The sequence below is a fragment of the Hoylesella oralis ATCC 33269 genome, from assembly GCF_000185145.2.
Classification (GTDB): Bacteria; Bacteroidota; Bacteroidia; order Bacteroidales; family Bacteroidaceae; genus Prevotella; species Prevotella phocaeensis.
Genome location: NZ_GL833119.1, coordinates 463,907 through 485,503 on the forward strand (window position 1 = coordinate 463,907; position 21,597 = coordinate 485,503).

Consider the following 21,597-nt stretch of genomic DNA (forward strand, 5'->3'; position numbering starts at 1 on the left):
AATAAGGATAATGCCCTTACATATACTCTCTGATTACCTTAGGAACAAGGGTTAGTTGAAGTGGTTAAAGCTTGTCGCCGTAACAAAGGTCGCCGGCATCGCCGAAACCCGGTACGATATATTTATGTTCATTCATACCCGGATCGATTGCAGCGCACCATATAGTGGTCTTATCTTCAGGGAATGTCTTGCATATATGGTCTATACCTTCGGGCGTTGCAATAACACAAGCCACGTGAATACGCTTGGGTGTTCCTTTCGTAAGAAACGCCTTGTAACCGAGTTCCATACTTCCACCGGTAGCAAGCATCGGATCTGCAATGATCAGAGTCTTCTGATCGATGCTCGGAGTGGCGAGATATTCCACATGGATGCCTACGTTATGATGCTCGGCATCGGTATATTCGCGATACGCACTTACGAAAGCATTGCCCGCATGGTCGAATATATTCAGGAAACCGTTATGGAACGGTAGCCCTGCACGGAATATCGTGGCAAGCACGATCTTATCTGTAGGAACATTAACCTTGGAGATACCGAGCGGTGTGGCTATCTCCTTAGACTCGTAATCGAGTGTCTTGGAGATTTCGAATGCCTCATATTCACCGATACGCTGGATGTTATTGCGGAATAGAAGGCGGTTCTTCTGGTATTCAACATCGCGCATTTCTGCAAGATACTGGTTGATAATCGAGTTTACTTCGCTGAAATTGATAATTTCCATTGTGTTAACTTTAGGGTTCCGGGCATCAAGTAGTTGTTCTTTATCCGAAGTCTTTTGAAGGTGTCTCAGCCCGGTGTCTGGTACACACATCCAACTTTCAGCGTGCAAAATTATGAAAAATCCGTCTATTTTTGCCAAGTCTAAATTGCAAATATAGAAAGCTATTGCAAGATTTTAAATTCTTTAACCTAAAAAGAATAAGCAAAATGGATATTTATAAACCTATTCTTTGCAAAACGCGACATTTTTGTTAACTTTGTCGCCACTAAAAGGATAATTGAAAGAATTCATTTACAACTTAAATACATTTAGAAAAATGGCAAAGTTTGACAAGTCTGTATTAGAAAAGTATGGAATAACAGGTACTACTGAAGTTCTATACAATCCTTCTTATGAGGTACTCTTCAACGAAGAGACCAAGGAAGGTCTTAAAGGTTTTGAAGTAGGTCGCGAAACAGAACTCGGTGCTGTAAACGTAATGACAGGTATTTATACCGGTCGTTCTCCTAAAGATAAGTTCATCGTTGATGACGAGAATTCTCACGATACAGTATGGTGGACTTCCGAAGAATATAAAAATGACAACCATCGTGCAAGCAAAGAAGCGTGGAATGCGGTAAAGGAAATCGCGAAAAAAGAGCTTTCTAACAAGCGTCTGTTTGTTGTTGACGGCTTCTGCGGTACGCACAAAGATACACGTATGAAGGTTCGTTTCATCGTTGAAGTTGCTTGGCAAGCTCATTTTGTTACGAATATGTTCATTCGTCCCCAAAGTGAAGCCGACTTCGAACAGGAACCTGACTTCATTGTTTATAATGCATCCAAGGCTAAGGTCGAGAACTATAAGGAGCTTGGCCTGAACTCTGAGACTGCTGTCGTATTCAATGTAACCAGCAAGGAGCAAGTGATTATTAACACATGGTATGGAGGCGAGATGAAAAAAGGTATGTTCTCGATGATGAACTACTTCCTTCCGTTGAAAGGAATTGCCTCTATGCACTGCTCTGCCAATACCGATATGAACGGAGAGAATACAGCTATATTCTTCGGACTCTCAGGAACTGGTAAGACTACACTGTCTACCGATCCGAAACGCAAACTTATCGGAGATGATGAACACGGATGGGATGATAAGGGTGTATTCAACTTCGAAGGCGGTTGCTATGCAAAGGTAATCAACCTCGACAAGGAAGCTGAGCCCGATATTTATGGCGCTATTACACGTGATGCACTGTTGGAAAATGTAACAGTAGATGCTAATGGCAAGATAGATTTCGCTGATAAGAGCGTTACAGAGAACACTCGTGTGTCTTATCCTATCTATCATATCAAGAATATTCAGCGCCCTGCTTCCGAAGGACCGGCTGCCAAGCAAGTTATCTTCCTATCTGCAGATGCATTCGGAGTACTTCCTCCGGTATCTATACTGAATGCCGAGCAAACCAAGTATTATTTCCTCTCCGGCTTTACAGCTAAGTTGGCAGGTACAGAGCGCGGCATCACCGAGCCTACTCCTACATTCTCGGCTTGCTTCGGTCAGGCTTTCCTTGAGTTGCATCCTACAAAATATGCAGAAGAGTTGGTAAAGAAGATGCAAAAGAGCGGTGCTAAAGCATATCTCGTTAATACCGGATGGAACGGAACTGGCAAGCGTATTTCTATCAAAGATACACGCGGCATTATCGATGCAATATTGAATCATTCTATCGATTCGGCACCAACAAAGACGATACCTTACTTCAATTTCGTCGTTCCTACGAAGTTAGAAGGCGTTGCTACCGACATTCTCGATCCTCGCGATACCTATGCAAACGCATCGCAGTGGGAGGAGAAAGCCAAAGACCTCGCCGCACGTTTCATTAAGAACTTCCAGAAATATGAAGGCAACGAGGCCGGTAAGACCCTCGTAGCTGCAGGTCCTCAGCTATAATCTTTGATACTATTTATCAAATCATAGGCATAGGCTCACCTTCTCAATAAGGTGAGCCTATTTCATTTTGTCCGCATACAGGCGGTTAACGCATTCTTATTGACTTATATCAAAGAAAAGGGAAAATGATAAAAATGACATGCAGATGATTTGTACTTAATGGCAAAAACATTAATTTTGCACTTGTATTCGCGAGAATATAATTCATACAATAAGTTTTCATTAGGTTAGTAGTTTGATAGATTTTTTAAGGTAAAGATTATGTTATTAGATTTTGAAACAATCGTTGTGTGGGGATATGTACGATAGTGGCATTTTAAACCGTTGTCGACTTTAGCATACACCGCACACGTTAACATTATTCTTTAGAGAGGAAAGTATGAGTGATTCATGCTTTCCTCTTTTTTCGTTAATAGAGCGAGGGGCACGTGTTTGGCGTATAAAAGATAAACACTAAACAAACTTAAAAATTACGTTTGTATTCGATAAATTACCTAATAAAGTTAGAAATTAGACTGCTATTTGCAGAATTCTAATTAAATTTGCAGCTAAAATAATAATTGGAGTGTAATGAAAAGGAAGCTATTGCCTTTTATCGTGCTGTTTTCAGCCATATTTTTATTCGACTCTTGCCTCAATGATAACGATAATGGGGTGGTTTATTATAATGATACGGCGATTACAGGTTTCACGCCGGGTACGCTGAACCAGTATTTACATACTAAAACAGCTTCGGGTAAGGACAGTGTATATAAGAAAACTCTCACCGGAAGCAAATTTCCGTTCTATATAGACCAGATGAAGAACGAGATTTACAATCCCGACTCTCTGCCTTACGGTACGGATGCAAAACACGTAATCTGTACGATTACAAGTAAAAATTCGGGAGTCATCGCACTGAAATCCATAACGAGCGATTCGATGAAATATCATTCGAACACCGATTCGATAGACTTTACGCAACCGCGCAAAGTATATGTGTACAATCTTTCCAACACTGCCTCGCGGATATATACCGTCCGTGTGAATGTACACCAGCAGGAGCCCGATGTATTCAATTGGGTGAAAGGTCTCCCCGCCAATACACAATTGGCAGCCTTGTCTGCAATGCATGCTGTAGCCAACAACGGAAACATCTACGTATATGGCATAGGTGCAAGCGGCTCAGAAGCATACTCTACTGCCGATACAGATGGCACCCAATGGACGAAGATGGCACTTAATGTAACGCTGAGTGCAGACGCTTGTCGTAACATCGTGGTAAAAGAGAATAAATTTTATGCACTGAACAACGGTACAGTATTGGTTTCTACCGACGGCGCTACGTGGCAGCAGGTAAGCACGGTTGCCAGTCTGAAACGAATGGTCGGTGCAAGCAGCACCAAATTATATGCCGTAACGACCAATAACAAGATTGCGATGTCTGCCGATAACGGCAAAACTTGGAACAACGAATCTATGGATACAGACACCAAAATGCTGCCCACAGAGTCGATCAGCTTTATTAGTACGCCGCTGGCAACCAATGATTCCACCTATAAACTGACTATTGTGGGCAATCGGGATGCCACTGAATTTGCGCAAGACAGTCATGCCATGGTCTGGGGAAAGGTAGAAGAAAACGCACAGAACTCCGAAAACCAGTCGTGGAGCTATTATGAAGTATCGTCAGACAACCGTTTTGTGGCGCCACATCTACGAGGTATTCAGGTTATCGGCTACGGCAACGTTCTGCTTGCTTTCGGTGGAACAGGCATAGGAAGTTACGTTGCAACGCCGTTCTCGCAATTTTATGAAAGTTTGGATGGTGGTATCACATGGAAAAAGAACGAAAATATCACCGTTCCGTCTGATTTCTCTTCAAGCGAAGAGTCGTTCACGATGGTAAAAGACAGCAAGAATTTCGTTTGGATTATCTGCGGGTTATCCGGTCAGGTATGGAAAGGACGAACGAATAAATTGGGATGGGCTACTACTCAAACGTCATTCTACAAATAAATGAAATGATATATAAACGGCTGTCCGTATGAAGAAAACAGTCTTGATGATGGCACTTCTGCTCGGCGTATTGGTTGCAAAAGCGCAAGACGATATGGAGTATCGCATGGAATTTGGTGCGGGTGTGGGCATGGTGTCTTATGAAGGCGATTTCAACGGTAACGTTTTAAAGAATATGCAACCCATGGCATCGGTTATATGGCGTTATAACCTCAGTCCGTACATGGGCTTGAAAGCTATGGGTATATACGGTAAGTTAAAAGGTTCTTCTACCGATGTAAAGACTTATTATCCGGATTTAGAACAAACACCCTATAAGTTTAACAATAGTCTTGTAGATATAGGTCTGACATACGAATACAATTTTTGGCCCTACGGAACCGGTCGTGATTACCGAGGAGCACAAAGGTTAACGCCTTTCGTATTCGGTGGACTGGGCACAACTTATGTGTCGGGCGGCGGTAAAAACGTATTTACGGCCAATATACCATTGGGATTGGGAGTGAAGTATAAGGTAGGAGACCGGCTGAACCTCGGAATTGAATGGGCTATGCACTTCTCGTTGAGTGATAAACTTGACGGCCGGAAGGATCCGTATCAGATATCCAGCAGCGGTATGTTCAAGAATACCGACTGCTATTCCGCACTCCAAATAACGCTGACTTATAGTTTTATGGCCAAATGCAGAACTTGTCACAATGAATACGAATAAAATAGATATGGAACGCATACCGCGCCATATAGCCATAATCATGGACGGTAACGGGCGATGGGCGGCAGAACAAGGCAAACCGCGCAGCTTCGGACATCAGGCAGGTGTAGATACTGTTCGCCGGATCACATCGGAGTGTACGCGCTTGGGAGTTAAATATCTTACTTTATATACTTTTTCTACAGAGAATTGGAACCGGCCGGCCGACGAGATTTCGGCATTGATGGGGCTGGTACTTTCGTCGCTCGAAGACGAAATCTTCATGAAGAATAATGTGCGGTTCCGCGTGATAGGCGATGTAAGTCGTCTGCCCGAAGACGTTCAGCGTAAACTTCGTGAAACCGAGGAGCATACGGCAGCCAACAAAAATATGACGATGGTGGTGGCTTTAAGCTATTCCTCGCGCTGGGAGATCGCCAAAGCCGTGCGGCACATAGCCAAAGAAGCCGTAGCAGGGAATATCAATGTCGACGATATCGACGAAGAAACGGTATCTCGAGAACTTTCCACAAATTTCATGCCCGATCCCGATCTGCTGATCAGAACGGGCGGCGAGTTGCGCATCTCCAATTATCTGCTTTGGCAGATAGCCTATTCCGAACTGTATTTCTGCGATACCTACTGGCCCGATTTCGACAAAGAAGACCTGCACAAGGCCATTCTAAGTTATCAGAAACGCCAACGTAGATACGGGAGAACCGAAGACCAGATTGAGAACGAAAATAAAAATCAGAATGAATAATATAAATAAGGTGTTGATAGCCGTTGCCGCTTTTACTTGCAGCATGGGCATCCAAGCACAAGATAAGATTGTAAATCCCGACATAAGTTATGCCGGATCGCCCCGTACGCTGATCATCGGAGGCATCAATGTGTCGGGTGTAGACGGTTATGAAGACTATATGCTCACCGGTATTTCAGGCCTGTCGGTAGGCGAAGAGATTGTTGTACCGGGCAATGCCATTACAGATGCCGTGAAAAGGTATTGGAAACATGGCTTGTTTTCCGATGTTTCGATATCGGCCGATTCTATTATCGGCAACAAAATATGGTTGCATGTAAGCCTGCGTACTCGTCCTCGCGTATCGGTTATCAATTATGTGGGGCTCAAGAAAAGCGAACGTGAAGACATGGAAGCCAAGCTGGGTTTGCTCCGTGGAGCACAGATTACGCCGAACATGATAGACCGCGCAAAAATTCTTGCCAAAAAGTATTTTGACGATAAAGGTTTCAAGAATGCCGATATAGAGATACAGCAACGCGATGATGTGGCTAACAAAAATCAGGTTATTCTTGATGTTATCATCGACAAGAAAGAAAAAATGCGCGTCCGCAACATTACGATCGACGGGAACAAAGCGCTTTCCAATTCCAAGATCAAGGGCGGACTTTTCAAGAAAGGGGCTTTTGCCAAAACTCACGAGGCAGGCAAATTATCTACTTTCCTTAAGTCGAAAAAATATACGCCCGACCGTTGGAAACAAGACAGAGAGAACCTTATCAATAAGTATAACGAACTGGGATACCGAGATGCAACCATCACCGAAGACAGCGTATGGAATGCCGACAATAAACATGTGAACATCTATGTAAAGGTAGACGAGGGGAAGAAATATTTTATCCGTAACGTAACATGGGTGGGCAATACCGTTTATCCGACCGATTACCTGAATGCTATCCTCGGTATGAAGAAAGGCGACGTGTATAATCAGAAGCTACTGAACAAACGTTTGAGGGAAGATGACGATGCTGCCGGAAATCTTTATTACAACAACGGCTACGTTTTTTCGAGTATAGAACCCACAGAAGTGAATATAGACGGAGACTCTATCGACCTTGAAATGCGTGTGCAGGAAGGACCGCAAGCACATTTGAGCCATGTTCGCATCAACGGTAACGACCGTTTGTACGAGAATGTTGTTCGACGCGAACTGCGTACAAAACCCGGAGATTTGTTCTCCAAAGAATCTCTCCAACGTTCGCAGCGCGAATTGGCATCTATGGGACACTTCGATCCCGAAAAGATTATTCCCGATATCAAACCGGATTATGAAAACGGAACAGTAGACGTAAACTGGAATCTTGCACAAAAGAGCAACGACCAAGTGGAGTTCTCTCTCGGTTGGGGACAGACTGGAGTCATCGGACGTATAGGTTTGAAACTCAACAACTTCTCCATGCGTAACCTCTTTAACAAAAACCGAGAGCATCGAGGCATTATGCCTATCGGCGACGGAGAGGTTCTTTCCATCGGTGCACAGACCAATGGAACCTATTATCAGTCGTATAATGCGAGCTATTCTACTAACTGGTTCGGCGGTAAACGGCCTATTCAGTTCAGCGTGGGAGCCTATTTCAGTAAGCAAACCGACGTATCGAGCAACTATTATAATAGCGGCTATTTGAATAACTATTATAATTATATGTACGGCTATGGCAACTATGCTTACAACAACTATGAGAACTATTACGATCCCGATAAGTATGTAAAACTCTTTGGACTGACACTCGGATGGGGAAAACGCTTGCGTTGGCCCGATGATTACTTCCAGTTATCGGTACAACTTGCCTATACCCGTTACATGTTGAAGAACTGGAGATACTTCTTGCTTACCACTGGTAACTCTAACAACCTTAACCTCAGTGTAGCATTAAGCCGTACATCTACCGATAATCAACTGTTCCCTCGTCGGGGTTCCGAGTTTACTGCTTCGGTAACAATCACGCCGCCTTGGTCTAAGTGGGATAATAAAGATTACGAACACCTTGCCACCAATCGCCAATCAGCTACCTATGAAAAGGAGCAACAAGAGAAGTACCGTTGGGTGGAATACCATAAGTGGAAATTCAAATCCAAGACATATACCGCACTTTCAGGCGGTCAAAAGTGCTTCGTTCTTATGACTCGAGTAGAAATGGGCCTGCTGGGCAGCTTCAACAAATACAAGAAATCGCCCTTCGAAACCTATTATATGGGTGGCGATGGTATGAGCGGATATTCTACAAGCTATGCCGAAGAAACCATCGGTTTGCGCGGTTATGAGAACGGATCGCTTACACCTTACGGCTACGAAGGTTATGCCTACGACCGCTTTACACTCGAGTTGCGCTATCCGTTCCTACTCGGCAATACCACTATCTACGGGCTCGGGTTCGCAGAGGCCGGTAATGCGTGGAACGACACCAAGAGATTTAATCCGTTCGACATGAAGCGCAGCGCCGGTTTGGGCGTGCGCATTTTCCTGCCGATGGTAGGTCTTATGGGTATCGACTGGGCTTACGGTTTCGATAAGGTATTCGGTCAGAAAGGCGGAAGTCAGTTCCATTTCATTCTCGGACAAGAATTCTAAAAGCAAAAAGGCTAAGGGGCAAAAAGGTAAAAAATACAAAGAAGGCTTGCTGCTCCTGCCTTACATTTAAATTATGGAGGAATAACTATGATGGAAAATAATAAGAAAAAGAATTTTCTAAAGGCATTAAGGTTTTGTTTACCCCTTTACCTTTTTACCCTTTTACCTTTAAACATGAGCGCTCAGAAGTTCGCATTGGTCGATATGGAGTATATTCTTAAAAACATACCTGCCTATGAACGCGCCAACGAACAACTGAACCAAGTAAGCAAAAAATGGCAGGCAGAGGTAGAAGCGCTAAACACTGAGGCGTCTACTATGTACAAGAATTATCAGAACGAAGTGGTATTTCTTTCCGAAGAGCAAAAGAAAACCCGCCAAGAATCTATCATGAATAAAGAAAAGGAGGCCTCTGATTTGAAGAAAAAATACTTCGGTCCTGAAGGTGAACTATTCAAGAAGCGCACCAGTCTGATATCTCCGATACAAGAAGAAATCTATAATGCCGTTAAAGAAATATCCGAATTACGAGGCTATTCGCTCGTTGTAGACCGTGCATCCAATTCGGGCATCGTTTTCGGATCGCCCAAAGTAGATATCAGCAACGAAGTATTACAGAAGTTAGGCTATGCCAATTAAGAGAGCGTTTTCTTTGTATTCCCCTTTTAAATAAGAACTGCAAATACGCTAAATATAGGGGTTTACGTAAGAATATTTAGGGATTTCCTCTCTTCGGTTTTAAACATAATACATATATTTGCACAATAATCGATTAATAAATAAATTATAGAAAATGAAAAAGCTTATTTTAATGTTGATGCTTTTTGCACCAATGTCGATGTTTGCACAAAAGTTCGGACACATTAATGCACAGCAAGTAATGAACGACATGCCCGAGTTTGTGAAAGCACGTGGCGAACTTGAGGCTACTGCCAAGCAATACGAAAACGATTTGAAGGCTATGCAGGAAGAGCTACAGCGTAAGTCTGAAGAATACGACAAGACCAAAAGTACGATGAATGCTACCAAACAGAAAGAGACAGAGGCCGCATTACAGAGCATGTATCAAAAGGTGCAGCAAACCTATCAGGACAATTCACAGAATATCCAAAAGGCACAGCAAGAGAAAATGCAGCCTATCACGACCAAACTCGTAAACGCTATTCAGGCAGTAGGTAAGGCAGGCGGCTATGTTTATATTATGGATGTGGCATCCGGCATTCCCTATATCAGCGAAACACTTAGCGAGGATGTTACTTCTAAGGTAAAGGCTGAGCTGGCCAAAATGAAATAATAACGAAGAAAACCTCTGCAAGCCGGAGGTACCAAAGGGTGAAAACGCGGCAGGCGTTCTCACCCTTCTATCTATACAAAGAGTTGAACTTTCGCAAGTTCACAGCCTATCGGAAGTTAACGGGAAAGTTCTTATTTACCGACTTTCCCTAATTTCCCCAAAAATAGACCGAAAGATTAGTTTTTAAAAAGATTATGAAGAAATTACTTCTATTTATCGTTCTATTGTCGATATCTTTTGTTGTACAGGCACAAGAACGCCGGTTTAAGTTCGGTTTTATCAGCTACGATGCAGCAATAAAGGCCATGCCGGAGTATGTAATATCGCAGAAAAACCTGTCGGACCTTAAAAGTAAGTACGATGCAGAAACCAAACGTTCCGAAGACGAGTTCAACAGAAAGTACGAAGAGTTCCTCGACGGGCAGCGCGACTTTGCCCCCTCTATCCTTCAGAAGCGGCAGGCAGAGTTGCAAGATATGATACAAAAGAATGTAGCTTTCAAGAACGAGTCGCGTCGTTTGCTGCAGCAAGCAGAGATAGATGCATATACTCCGCTGCGTACCAAGCTGTCATCATTGCTTCAAACCATCGGAAAAGAACGGGGTTATGCCTTTATTCTGAATACAGACAATAATGCTGTGCCGTTTGTAGACCTGTCGTTGGGCGAAGATGTTATCGGTTTTGTTAAGGAAACATTTAAGTAATGAAACTTTCCCAAGTACCCGGACCTATCGGAGTCTTTGATTCTGGCTATGGTGGATTGACCATACTCCACGGCATTCGCCAACTTCTACCTCGGTATGATTATATGTATTTGGGCGATAATGCGCGTGCTCCTTACGGTTCGCGGTCTTTCGACGTGGTATATGAGTTTACCCGACAGGCAGTAGCCAAGCTATTCGAGATGGGTTGCCATTTGGTAATACTCGGTTGCAATACGGCTTCGGCAAAAGCATTGCGTACCATACAGCGGCAAGACCTGCCGGTGTGGGACGCCGAGCGCAGGGTGCTGGGGGTAATACGCCCTACGGCAGAGGTCATCGGTACCCTTACCAAAAGCCGACATGTGGGACTATTGGCTACCGAAGGAACCGTACGTAGCGAGAGCTATAAACTCGAAATACGGAAACTATACCCCGATATCAAGGTTACCGGAGTGCCATGCCCGCTGTGGGTTCCTATTATTGAAAACAACGAAGCCGATAGTCCCGGGGCCGATTATTTTGTACAGAAAAGCATTCATCAGCTAATGACTCTTGATCCGCAGATAGACACTATCATCCTCGGTTGCACCCATTATCCGTTACTTATGCCAAAAATATCGAAGTATGTAGGCAAAGGCGTACGCGTTGTTCCGCAGGGCGAATATGTGGCAAAGAGCCTTAAAGATTATCTGCATCGCCATGAAACCATCGAAAAAAAGTGCACCAAAGAGGGCACCTGCCGCTATTTTACTACCGAAAACCCCGAAAAATTCAAGGAAAGCGCACAGATATTCCTGCACAAACAGGTGAACGTAGCGCATATAGATTTAGAAACCGTTTGAGCTAAGCAAACAGAAAATTAAGCAAAGACGAGATTACCTTTTTCTGTATCCCTATCAAACATTATTTCTTTCTTAAAGCTATTCCCGTTTCATATTTGCACCCTGATAAAGTTATGCTTTATTACATTGGGAGTCAGCTTATCTAAAACTTATAAAGATAGCATTTGCCTATTGAAAGAATTTAGACAGGCCAAAAGCCATTCGCAAGTAGATGTAAAACGGAGAAATGCCTTTCTATATGGCTTATAAATACAGAATATAAGCCATATACTGCCAATGTAAGAAACTTAGAATGCCTATATTTTAACGCACCGAAAAACAAATAACGCTTATTGTTTACGGAGAGAAATAAAACAAGAGTTCCTGCAAATTGCACAATGCACTTGCAGGAACTCTTGTTGTTTTTACTTATTATATCTTTATTTCGCTGTTTTCAGTCGCCCCACTCGTCCCAAAAATCGTTTGGTTTGGCGCCGATACCTCCGTCAGGATCTCCTTCTATCGGAGGTTTTTGGTCGGTATTCCCATCTCCATCGTTATCGAATTGGGAAGCTCCCGGTATTTTTAACAACTCATCAAGATCGATCCTCAAATCTTTTGTTTCGGGTTTGATATATTTATTTTTCATCAGAATATTCCTCATCTTTTATTTTACGATATATTTTTTATTATTCATAATGTAAATGCCTTTAGGCAATCCTTCAACTGAAGTAGCATTTCGGCGTACTACTTGTCCGTTCATATTGTAGACGGTTGCCGGAGTTGTGGCGGTAGAATCGTTTGTAATGCCGTCTATTCCGGTTATATTACCTTCTTCTATACCATCTACATAGAATATCAACCTCTTTGCTTGTGCCTCGGAACCTGTGGCAATCCAACAACGGAAGCCCTTCACAGGAAGTTTACTTTGAGTGTAATGCCACTTTCCGTTATTAGCACCGAGCACATAAGAGTAGGCCGGAACTGTTGGAGATTGCATATTGATAAGCGATCCGCAGAACTGCAGTTTGCCGTCTGTGGTTGTCGAAGATGTAGAAGATTCCTTTACAATGCCATCCGAATAATCTGTTGATGGATCGGTGGTTAATGTTACGTTGTTGATAACATAATAATCACCCGTAACAGTTACGTGCGTAGTATTGTCTTTCAGCAGCTTATCGTACGTTCCGCTACCGGTAGGAGCCTTGGTTGGCCTGATTATGTAAAGCGAATTTGCTTCGAGTGCAGTTGTATTATCATCAGTCAGATCTACGGAAGTAAAGTCTATTCTTTGCTTAAGACTGGTAGACTGTTTGGGCATTTTAGAGAGTTTTACATCTTCTCCGAATGCTGTTTTCACCTGACTGGCTTTAAGAGAAACGGGCAATACGATAGAACTCCATTGGCCTTCTTTCATAGTACGTTTTAATATGAGCGTACTTGCAGCTTGAGAATCAACCTGCTGTGAGATATAATTTAAAGATGTCTCGTCTTCAGACAATACCATATCACGATTACCACAATACTGCAATTGGAAGTTATCCCAGCAAGTCCAATCAAGGTTTTTCCTAGAACCCGATATTTTGATACCGATTTCTAAGATATCTCCATCATGCGGAACATACACAAGAATGGAATTCTCATATCCACCCTTTGCAAATAGTTTACCTGCTTTAACGTACGGACTTTCTATAGAAACATCATCTTTTGTGTATATATGCTTCATATCTTCCACTGTATACTCAATATCATCTTTAAGAGTTTCTAATCTTGTTCTTACATTAGAACGATCTTCTGTTGCTCCCTGAACTTTTGCAAATAATCTTGATACCATACCACTACTATATGCTTTATAAAAGCCATTGCAAGATACTCTATACCAACCTGCCTTTAATGTGGTTACGTTTTGTTTAACAGTTCCATTTGCTTTGTCATGATAACCGAGATTGCGTACATTGGCATTGGTATAACCTGCGTAAGTTGCCATATATGTATTACTACTAATAGAACCGTTGCCTACATAATAAGTTTCTTCCTTAGAAGGATTGAAAAGAAATTTGTCATCATGAGTACCAACGATGCCTTCGCTTGTAACCCATTTATCTATATACGTATTACCACGCTCGAAATTTTGATCGTAGATAAGGAATGTTGCATCAGCAGGATCTTCATCTGAAGCGTATGTCTCTTTAAAAGCTTCTTTTAAATCTTTTTTCGTAATTATTTTCCATTGGCTGTATTCACCATTAGGAGTATTAGGATATTCGATATCATAGTTTTTTCCCGTACCGGTTGTTGCCATTGTCAGATAACGGGTTCCACCCATTCCTTCAGTCGTCTCGCTATTATAGAATGAGATATGGTAGGTCTTGCTACCCGTAGATGTCTCTTTAAATGTCCAATCCAAAATACCATTTTTATGAGTAGTATTCGTAAAGGGATCTTTCCAATCTACACCTCTATCTACATATACATGGTTATAGTTGATTTTATCGTTATATCCCGGTGTATCCATACGGCGTCCGAAAGCAATATTCTTTCCTTCTGTTGTAACTAAAGGCCCGGTCATCCGATAATAAGTAGAACTTGATTTCTGGATATGTACCGTCATACCAACATTAAACCCTACAACTACGGTACCCCAATAGCTACCGGTATTGAGATATTCGCCGGTCCCTACGTTGTATAGATAGACTGTTCCCATGTCTTCGTCAGTTTCATCAGCAACCGTAGATACGGAATTTCCTATCCATTCATGATTTGCATCCTGTCCTTGTGCCATTAACATATTCGGGAAGCAAAAGCCGAGTAGGCATAAGACTGATAAATAAAAATACTTTTTCTTCATCTCTTCACTTTTATATAATTATTCATATATTTTATTTTACGATATACTTTTTGTTATTCATAATGTAAATACCTTTAGGCAATCCTTCAACTGAAGTAGCATTACGACGCACTACTTGTCCGTTTATATTGTATACAGTACCCGAAAGTATTTCAGATGTATTGATAACATTTTGGTCAATTGCTGTTGTATAACCCTCTTCTACTCCATCGATAAAGAATGATATTGTCTTTGCTTGTGCATCAGAACTTGTCGCTATCCAGCAACGAAAACCGTTGATAGGAAGCGGATGTTGTGTGAAATACCATTTCCCATCCTTGGCTCCTAACACATATGAATTGGCAGGAACAATATTTGTTGTCTGCTTAATTTGCGTTCCACAGAACTGTAACTTTTGGTCAACAGTGGTCGAAATCTTGGTATTTTCTTTAAATGTAGCAGTCGGAGCAGTTTTTAATGTAACGTTGTTAATAGTGTAATAAGGAGCCTGTACAGTTATCGTATTACCTGTTTCAATAATTTTCGAATAAGAACCATCTGTAACATTTGCATTTCTTGTAGGTTTCATAATATAGAGTCTCGATGGTTCTATTACCACATCATCGTCGTTAGTGAGACTTACAGTTTCGAAATCTATCCGCGATGGTATGCTTTCGTCTTGTCCTTTTAGTTTAGAGAGCTTAGCTTGATCGCCGAAAGCTGTCTTGAATTGGGCTGCAGTAAGCGACACGGGAAGCGTGATAGAATTCCATAATCCGGGCGTCATCGTGCGCTTCAGTATCAGCGTATAAGCATTATTCGGATTAGTTTGCTTTTCCATATAGTCAACAGAGGTCTGTGCTTCATCCAAAATCATATCGTTATTACCACAATATTGTAATTGGAAATTATCGAAAGCCGTCCAGTCCAAATCACCTGTAGAGTTCTCTACTTTAATGCCGATATCAAGAATATCTCCATCGTTAGGAACATATACCAAGATAGAATTGTTATAAGTATTCTTCTCAAACAATTGTGCTGCCTTGATATAAGGACTAATATCATTAATGTCCAAACCATTGTGTTTTGTCGATGTTTTAGTAAGATCGTCAACAGAATAGCTTATTTCACCATATAAATAATTCAATGTGGTAGATACATTCGACTTTCCATCATTACTATTTTGCACTTTTGCAAATAGACTTGCAGAGATATCGCTACCGTTGTCGGCATTATAAAAACCATCGCATGATACTCTATACCAACCTTTCTTCAGCGTCTTAACCGACTGTGTCATCGTACCGTTTGCATTCTCGTTATGTCCTACGTTACGGATAGAGCCAATCCAATACTTGCCGTAATGCCTTTGGTATTTATCGGCCATAATTCCTCTGTTACCGACAAAGAATGAGTAAGAGACTTCAGGAGAGAAGGCATGGGCATAAGCTCCCACATTTTCTTTGCTTGTAAGTCCGGTGCGTACCCATTTTACAACATCTGCATTGCTGATATCAAAGTTCTGATCGGCAATTAAGAAAGTAGCATCAGCAGGAGTCTCATTAGATGCAAACTGCTCTTTAAAGGCATCTTTTAGGTCTTTTAATGTAACAATCTGCCATAAACAGTTTTCATCTGTAGTATTTACAGATGTAGGATAATTTATTTCATTACGTTTTGTATCAGCATTTGTTGTAACGCTTAAATAACGTTTATCCCCAATAACACTATTTGTGCCATTATCGATATAAAGAGTATAATAGGTTTTTCCGTTACGACTAACATCCGTAATAACCCAATCGCAATGGTCTTGATCAGGGGTTTTTACACCGCGATCACAATAAATACGATCCCAATCGAACTGTTTTTCACCATCGCTTGCACCGGGAGAAGGGAAACCTAAGTACTTTCCACTTTCGGTACTAATAGGACCTTGTATCTTATAAGTTCCATTAGCATTCTTAGTTATAACGAGCGGCATCCCCACTTTGAAAGCAGAAATACTCGTTCCCCAATAACTACCTGTATTCAAGTATTTGCCTGAACCTACATTATACAAATAAAAAGTTTTCACATCGTGATCGGTACTTGTCATCACTGTACTAACAGTATTACCAATCCATTTGAATTTAGAATCTTGTCCTTGCGCCATAAGTGCAAGCGATTGTACCAATCCTAACACTATAAGAATTGGATAACAGAATAAACGTATTCCTCTCATATCGCAAAAATAAATGTAATTTTAATAACTCTCTATGATGTTTGTTATATCACTGCATTTTATATGTAAACTAACGTTTTAAGCATTTGCCGTGCAAAATTAATTCTTTTTTATATAAAAAGTCGTATTGTTTCCAAAAGTTCTCATAAAACTAACATAATTTATTGTTTATTATATAATCACTTTGTAAAATAAACAAAAATTTACTGTTAGGATTGAAGAGTTCTAATTTAAGACTGAATTATATACTGTTTCAGAAAATAAACAAAGAAACCTATATAGATTATTCGCTGTAATTGTTCCGTTTCTATTTACAATACTATTGGCCTGCCCTCGTTCTATTATTCTATTGTTGATATCCAATTATTACCGTAATTGGGCAAATCATTAGTTCATTTACCGACCGGTATCGCGGCATCTCAAACAATCGGAACAAAACGGCATGTACTGCCGTAAGCCTGCTTTCGTAAACTAAAAGAAATAAAAGCGGCAATAAAATAATCGTATTTATTCAATATATCGCAGCAGATTGCCACAACGACAATTATCAAGCATATAACTTAAGTACAATAACACATCCGTATAAAGTAGATACAAACTACATGTATCTCTCTTATTTTATACATGTTATAAAATAAGGTGCACCAAATAGTTATAACAATAGAAAAATATACTTCGATCAAGAGTTGTTATAACAGCAGTTGTTTGGCAAATTCCCAAACAACAACACCCGCAGTTACCGATACATTTAGTGAGTGTTTAGTGCCTAATTGGGGTATTTCAAGGCAGCTGTCGCAGCAATCTATCACCGTTTGTTTCACGCCTTTTACCTCATTACCGAACACTACGGCGTATTTCTTCGCACGATTTAACCGTAATGTCTGTAACTTAACGGAGCCTTCGGCTTGCTCTACGGCATAACAAAAATAACCCTCCAGTCTTAGTTGCCGTATTGCTTTTTCGGTCTGCGAAAAATATTTCCACTCTACACTGTTTTCACCTCCAAGTGCTGTTTTATGTATTTCGGCACTGGGAGGCGTAGCCGTAATGCCGCAAAGGTATACGGCTTCCACGCGAAAAGCATCGCAGGAGCGGAACACAGAGCCTACATTATGGAGCGAACGCACATCATCGAGCACAACAACGAGCGGCAACTTCGGGGCTTCTTTGAACTCTTCCACCGTGAGGCGGTGCATCTCTATGGTCTTCAGTTTGCGCATATCAGCAGCTTATTCAACATCCTGTTCGCTTTCTTTCGTCTTGTATGCCAGCGCATACAAGCGTACCTGTTTCACCATAGCAAGCAATCCGTTGCTGCGAGTAGGCGAAAGATGGTCTTTCAATCCTATCTTATCGATGAAATAGAGGTCGGCATCGAGGATTTCCTGTGGTGTATGATTGTTGATTACCCGTATAAGCAAAGCAATGATACCTTTTACTATAAGGGCATCACTATCGGCAGTAAACACGAGTTTACCGTCTATATAATCGCACTGGAGCCACACCCGACTCTGACATCCGTCAATAAGATTAGACTCGGTTTTATACTTTTCATTCAATACATCGAGCTCATTACCCAAATCGATGAGCATTTGATATTTGTCCATCCAGTCGGTAAACTCCGAAAACTCTTCTATTATCTCGTCTTGCAGTTCGTTTATTGTCATAATAGGTGATTGGTTTATCTGAATCATAATGCCACTCTGCCAGCCATAAATGCACTGCCTATGCCCGACAGAGTGCCTGAATATTTTCGCTAAGAACCGGCGGCGGCGGTTTTCACCAGTTTGAATACCTTATCGTTAGGCCTTACCTTTGCAGGCACGGGCAGCGATATACGCCAGCCCTTTTGAGCTCTGTCTACGGTATGCAGGTCGTATCGTATCTCTTCAGCATCGAGATACATCACGCCGGTAGTAGGTCCGGTGATTAAAAGATGTTCGCCTAAGTTTATTTCAGAGGCTTCTACTGCAATTTCAGCTACGCTCAATTTAGAAAAGAACTTCACTACTTTGCCTACAAGCACCTTCTTTTCGGTGGCTACAGAGCCATAATGTTTGTTCCATTCGCCCAGCTTCTGCCCCTGATAATAGCCATCCCAAAAGCCTCGGTTGAATACCTTGGCCAATCGTTCATCCCATCCATCTTTCTTATCTTCGGTAAACGTGCCTTCGAGAACGCTCCTTATAGCCTCACGATAGCATCTGACAACGGTGTAAACATATTCGGGGCCACGCGCTCTACCCTCTATCTTGAACACCCGCACGCCTGCTTTCATCATCTTATCGATGAAACGTACCGTTTTCAGGTCTTTCGGACTCATAATGTATTTATTGTCTACTTCGAGTTCGGTACCCGTCTCTTTGTCGGTTACGATATACGAACGGCGACAGAGCTGCATGCATTCGCCGCGGTTGGCCGAACGGGCCGTATTGTCGAGACTTAGGTAACACTTGCCCGAAACGGCCATACAAAGGGCTCCGTGGCAGAACATTTCAATGCGGATAAGGGCTCCTTTCGGCCCTACAATGTGCTGCTCTACGATTTGTCGGTATATTTCAGCCACCTGATCCATATTGAGTTCGCGCGCCAGCACTACTACATCGGCAAAACGGGCATAAAATTTAAGCGCATCGATATTCGATATATTAAGCTGAGTGCTAAGGTGTACTTCCACTCCTATGCTGTTACAATAGGTCATTACCGCCACATCCGAAGCGATAACCGCCGTAATTTCGGCCTCTTTTGCAGCCTCCACAATGCGGTGCATCGTATCAATATCCTCGCCATAGATTACGGTATTCACAGTGAGATATGTCTTTATGCCGTGCTCCTTGCACGTAAGAGCTATTTCGCGCAGGTCGTCTATCGTGAAATGATTGGCCGAATGAGAACGCATATTAAGCTGTCCGATGCCGAAATACACAGAATTTGCACCGGCTTGTATGGCTGCCGAAAGACTCTCGCGTGAGCCTACAGGCGCCATAATCTCGTATTCATTGATGTTTTGTTCTATCATTAAAACTGTTTATTTTTCAAGAAATCGATCAATGTAAATGATGGATAACCTCGGAAAAACTTGATTTGAATGAGTATATAAAGGCGACGGCGAGCCGGAATTATCCGCAGATAATATTTTTTAAGAATGGTAACTACACGCATTCAATGCAACTTGCAAAGCCGGATAACCGTCATTTCAACGGTTGCAAAGATACTGCAAATTAAGATAAATGCAAAATTTTTAGGCTGGAAAAGACTATAGATAACTGTACCATTCCTTGCTGAAGAATTGATTATTCATTTAAAAATATTCCGGAAACCTTAAATTCTATTTGTATTTTTTTGTAAATTTGCAAAGTATATTCATACATTATTCTTCTGATAATGCTGAACGTTGATACAGAAAAACTCTTGATATCGGCACTTATCAACGGCGATGAACAAGCGTTCGACATGGTCTTTGTAAACTATTTCCCAAAGATCAAAAGTTTCGTAACCGCATTCTGTGGCGATGAAGATGTGGCAGAGAATATTGCTCAAGACTTGTTCATGAACCTTTGGATTAAACGGGAAACGCTGGTAGAGATAGAGAACTTGAAGTCTTACATGTTTGCCATTGCCCGCAATGCTGCCTATCATTACCTGCAAAATACGGTAAGGTATAGCCATACTACAGCCTTCGACGAGCACATAAAGGATGAGTCGGCATCAGCAATAGATATTCTTTATCGCGATGAACTCGAAAAAATGATTCATCAGGAGATGGAAAAAATGCCGGAACAACGGCGCCGTATTTTTGAGATGAGCCGCATAGAAGGGCTCTCGAATACGGATATTGCGAAGAAACTCGATATCAGTAAACGGACCGTTGAGACGCATATATCGCTCGCCTTGGCAGATTTACGCAAAATATTACCTACAATTATCCTTTTAATTCTTTTTAACAAGATGTGATTACGTGTATCTTTTCTTTTTCTACTCTATTATATGAAAAGGAAAAGATCATGAATAACAAAACTGCATATAGAATTATACGCGACTTTATTGACGGCATCATTCCTATCCGATATCGCAATGTAGTAGCACGATGGATTGCATCTGACCGGAATATGGAGGAAAAAGACGCCGCTATGAAGACAATATGGGAACAGACGGAAGGTGATAATTCGGCGGTTAACAAATCGCTTATTACGTTTCGATGCAACCGTGATGACTATGAAGACAGCCTGAGGTATAAACGTACAATACGCATGATTTTACGCTATGCTGCCATACTCGCATTGCCACTCCTTACGGGAGCATTGGTTTGGCACTATACTTCTTCACATTATTATATAGCAAGCGAGATGGTTGAACTTTATGTGCCCGAAGGCAAAACCGACAGTCTGGTGCTTTCAGACGGTACGATTGTAACCGCTAATGGAGGTTCCACATTTCTTTACCCACGGGAATTTAATCGTAAAAACGGCCATCGTAACGTATATTTGCAAGGCGAAGCGCACTTCAATGTAGCCAAAGATACCGACAAACCTTTTATTGTTAATATAGGAAAACTGAAAGTGCAAGTACACGGCACGCAATTCAATGTAAAAGCATATCCCAACAACAGGCACATTATTACTACCCTTGAGGAAGGACAGGTAAGCGTCTATGACTCTAAATCGGCCACTACTCTCGCTCCTAACGAGCAGGCAGACTATGACAAAGTGAGCGGACTACTAACAAAAAACCATGTAGATGCAGCAAGATTTAATGGTTGGACAGCCGGCAATTTGTTCTTCGATCAACAGAAACTTGATGAAATTCTCACCGATTTGGAGCACAAATATAATGTGAAGTTCCGTATAGATCCATCCGTAGACTTAGAACATCGTTATACCATGAACTTTAAATATACCGAAACTATAGATGATGTACTCAAGGTTATATCCAAGTTATCTAAAGGATTAAGATATTACAAACAAGGTCAAATCATTAAACTCTATCAAGAGAGAAAGGAGTTATCACACTGAAAAAAGG

At 41.6% G+C, this 21,597-nt stretch carries 18 protein-coding genes; 11 read left to right on the top strand and 7 right to left on the bottom strand.

The features are described from left to right. Positions 1-64: 64 nt before the first annotated feature. A complete protein-coding gene (upp, locus tag HMPREF0663_RS04600; protein ID WP_023984127.1) occupies positions 65-724 on the bottom strand; it encodes a uracil phosphoribosyltransferase in 660 nt (219 codons plus the stop codon). Between the two features lie 316 nt (positions 725-1,040). On the opposite strand from upp, the gene pckA reads away from it, so the two are divergent. From pckA to murI, 9 genes are all read left to right on the top strand, one after another. Further along, complete coding sequence (pckA, locus tag HMPREF0663_RS04605) at positions 1,041-2,654, top strand: phosphoenolpyruvate carboxykinase (ATP) (protein WP_004369085.1); 1,614 nt, start codon at positions 1,041-1,043, stop codon at positions 2,652-2,654. A gap of 570 nt (positions 2,655-3,224) precedes the next feature. Then, the gene (gene bamI, locus HMPREF0663_RS04610) at positions 3,225-4,652 is read left to right on the top strand and encodes a BamI family beta-barrel-assembly machinery protein (protein ID WP_004369087.1); all 1,428 of its coding nucleotides are present in this window, start codon (positions 3,225-3,227) and stop codon (positions 4,650-4,652) included. Positions 4,653-4,680: 28 nt separating this feature from the next. After that, on the top strand, positions 4,681-5,364 hold the full coding sequence (gene porG / locus HMPREF0663_RS04615) for a type IX secretion system protein PorG (RefSeq protein WP_004369089.1): 684 nt from the start codon (positions 4,681-4,683) through the stop codon (positions 5,362-5,364). Then, positions 5,351-6,106, top strand: coding sequence for an isoprenyl transferase (locus HMPREF0663_RS04620; protein ID WP_004369090.1), 756 nt, complete (start codon positions 5,351-5,353; stop codon positions 6,104-6,106). The genes porG and HMPREF0663_RS04620 overlap by 14 nt, the downstream gene beginning before the upstream one ends. Then, positions 6,099-8,714 carry a BamA/OMP85 family outer membrane protein gene (locus HMPREF0663_RS04625; protein WP_004369091.1) on the top strand — a complete coding sequence of 872 codons (2,616 nt, stop codon included), beginning with the start codon at positions 6,099-6,101 and terminating at the stop codon, positions 8,712-8,714. Before HMPREF0663_RS04620 ends, HMPREF0663_RS04625 begins: the two co-directional genes overlap by 8 nt. Before the next feature lie 90 nt (positions 8,715-8,804). Continuing rightward, entirely contained in the window at positions 8,805-9,353 is a 549-nt protein-coding gene (locus HMPREF0663_RS04630; protein ID WP_016665422.1) for an OmpH/Skp family outer membrane protein, read from the top strand. Positions 9,354-9,507: 154 nt separating this feature from the next. Next, positions 9,508-10,008, top strand: coding sequence for an OmpH/Skp family outer membrane protein (locus HMPREF0663_RS04635; RefSeq protein WP_004369093.1), 501 nt, complete (start codon positions 9,508-9,510; stop codon positions 10,006-10,008). Between the two features lie 194 nt (positions 10,009-10,202). Beyond that, positions 10,203-10,712: an OmpH/Skp family outer membrane protein gene (locus tag HMPREF0663_RS04640; RefSeq protein ID WP_004369094.1), complete on the top strand. Its 510-nt coding sequence runs from the start codon at positions 10,203-10,205 to the stop codon at positions 10,710-10,712. Continuing rightward, entirely contained in the window at positions 10,712-11,554 is an 843-nt protein-coding gene (gene murI / locus HMPREF0663_RS04645; RefSeq protein WP_004369095.1) for a glutamate racemase, read from the top strand. The genes HMPREF0663_RS04640 and murI overlap by 1 nt, the downstream gene beginning before the upstream one ends. 433 nt (positions 11,555-11,987) lie before the next feature. Here the strand turns inward: murI and HMPREF0663_RS04650 are convergent, their stop codons facing one another. From HMPREF0663_RS04650 to HMPREF0663_RS04675, 6 genes are all read right to left on the bottom strand, one after another. Next, positions 11,988-12,197 (bottom strand): hypothetical protein, encoded by a 210-nt coding sequence (locus HMPREF0663_RS04650; protein ID WP_004369097.1) that lies wholly within the window; start codon positions 12,195-12,197, stop codon positions 11,988-11,990. A 3-nt stretch (positions 12,198-12,200) separates the two neighbouring features. Continuing rightward, the gene (locus HMPREF0663_RS04655) at positions 12,201-14,381 is read right to left on the bottom strand and encodes a hypothetical protein (RefSeq protein ID WP_016665423.1); all 2,181 of its coding nucleotides are present in this window, start codon (positions 14,379-14,381) and stop codon (positions 12,201-12,203) included. A gap of 31 nt (positions 14,382-14,412) precedes the next feature. Then, positions 14,413-16,578, bottom strand: coding sequence for a ricin-type beta-trefoil lectin domain protein (locus tag HMPREF0663_RS04660; protein WP_016665424.1), 2,166 nt, complete (start codon positions 16,576-16,578; stop codon positions 14,413-14,415). Between the two features lie 689 nt (positions 16,579-17,267). Then, the gene (locus HMPREF0663_RS04665) at positions 17,268-17,798 is read right to left on the bottom strand and encodes an RNA methyltransferase (protein WP_004369100.1); all 531 of its coding nucleotides are present in this window, start codon (positions 17,796-17,798) and stop codon (positions 17,268-17,270) included. 9 nt (positions 17,799-17,807) lie between these two features. Then, positions 17,808-18,245: a SufE family protein gene (locus tag HMPREF0663_RS04670; protein ID WP_016665425.1), complete on the bottom strand. Its 438-nt coding sequence runs from the start codon at positions 18,243-18,245 to the stop codon at positions 17,808-17,810. Between the two features lie 89 nt (positions 18,246-18,334). Next, positions 18,335-19,597 (bottom strand): peptidase U32 family protein, encoded by a 1,263-nt coding sequence (locus tag HMPREF0663_RS04675; protein ID WP_004369102.1) that lies wholly within the window; start codon positions 19,595-19,597, stop codon positions 18,335-18,337. A gap of 365 nt (positions 19,598-19,962) precedes the next feature. Here HMPREF0663_RS04675 and HMPREF0663_RS04680 point away from each other — a divergent pair, with 365 nt between their 5' ends. Together HMPREF0663_RS04680 and HMPREF0663_RS04685 are read left to right on the top strand one after the other, a co-directional pair. Beyond that, complete coding sequence (locus tag HMPREF0663_RS04680; RefSeq protein ID WP_004369104.1) at positions 19,963-20,532, top strand: RNA polymerase sigma-70 factor; 570 nt, start codon at positions 19,963-19,965, stop codon at positions 20,530-20,532. A 50-nt stretch (positions 20,533-20,582) separates the two neighbouring features. Further along, a complete protein-coding gene (locus tag HMPREF0663_RS04685) occupies positions 20,583-21,590 on the top strand; it encodes a FecR family protein (RefSeq protein ID WP_016665426.1) in 1,008 nt (335 codons plus the stop codon). Positions 21,591-21,597: the final 7 nt, after the last annotated feature.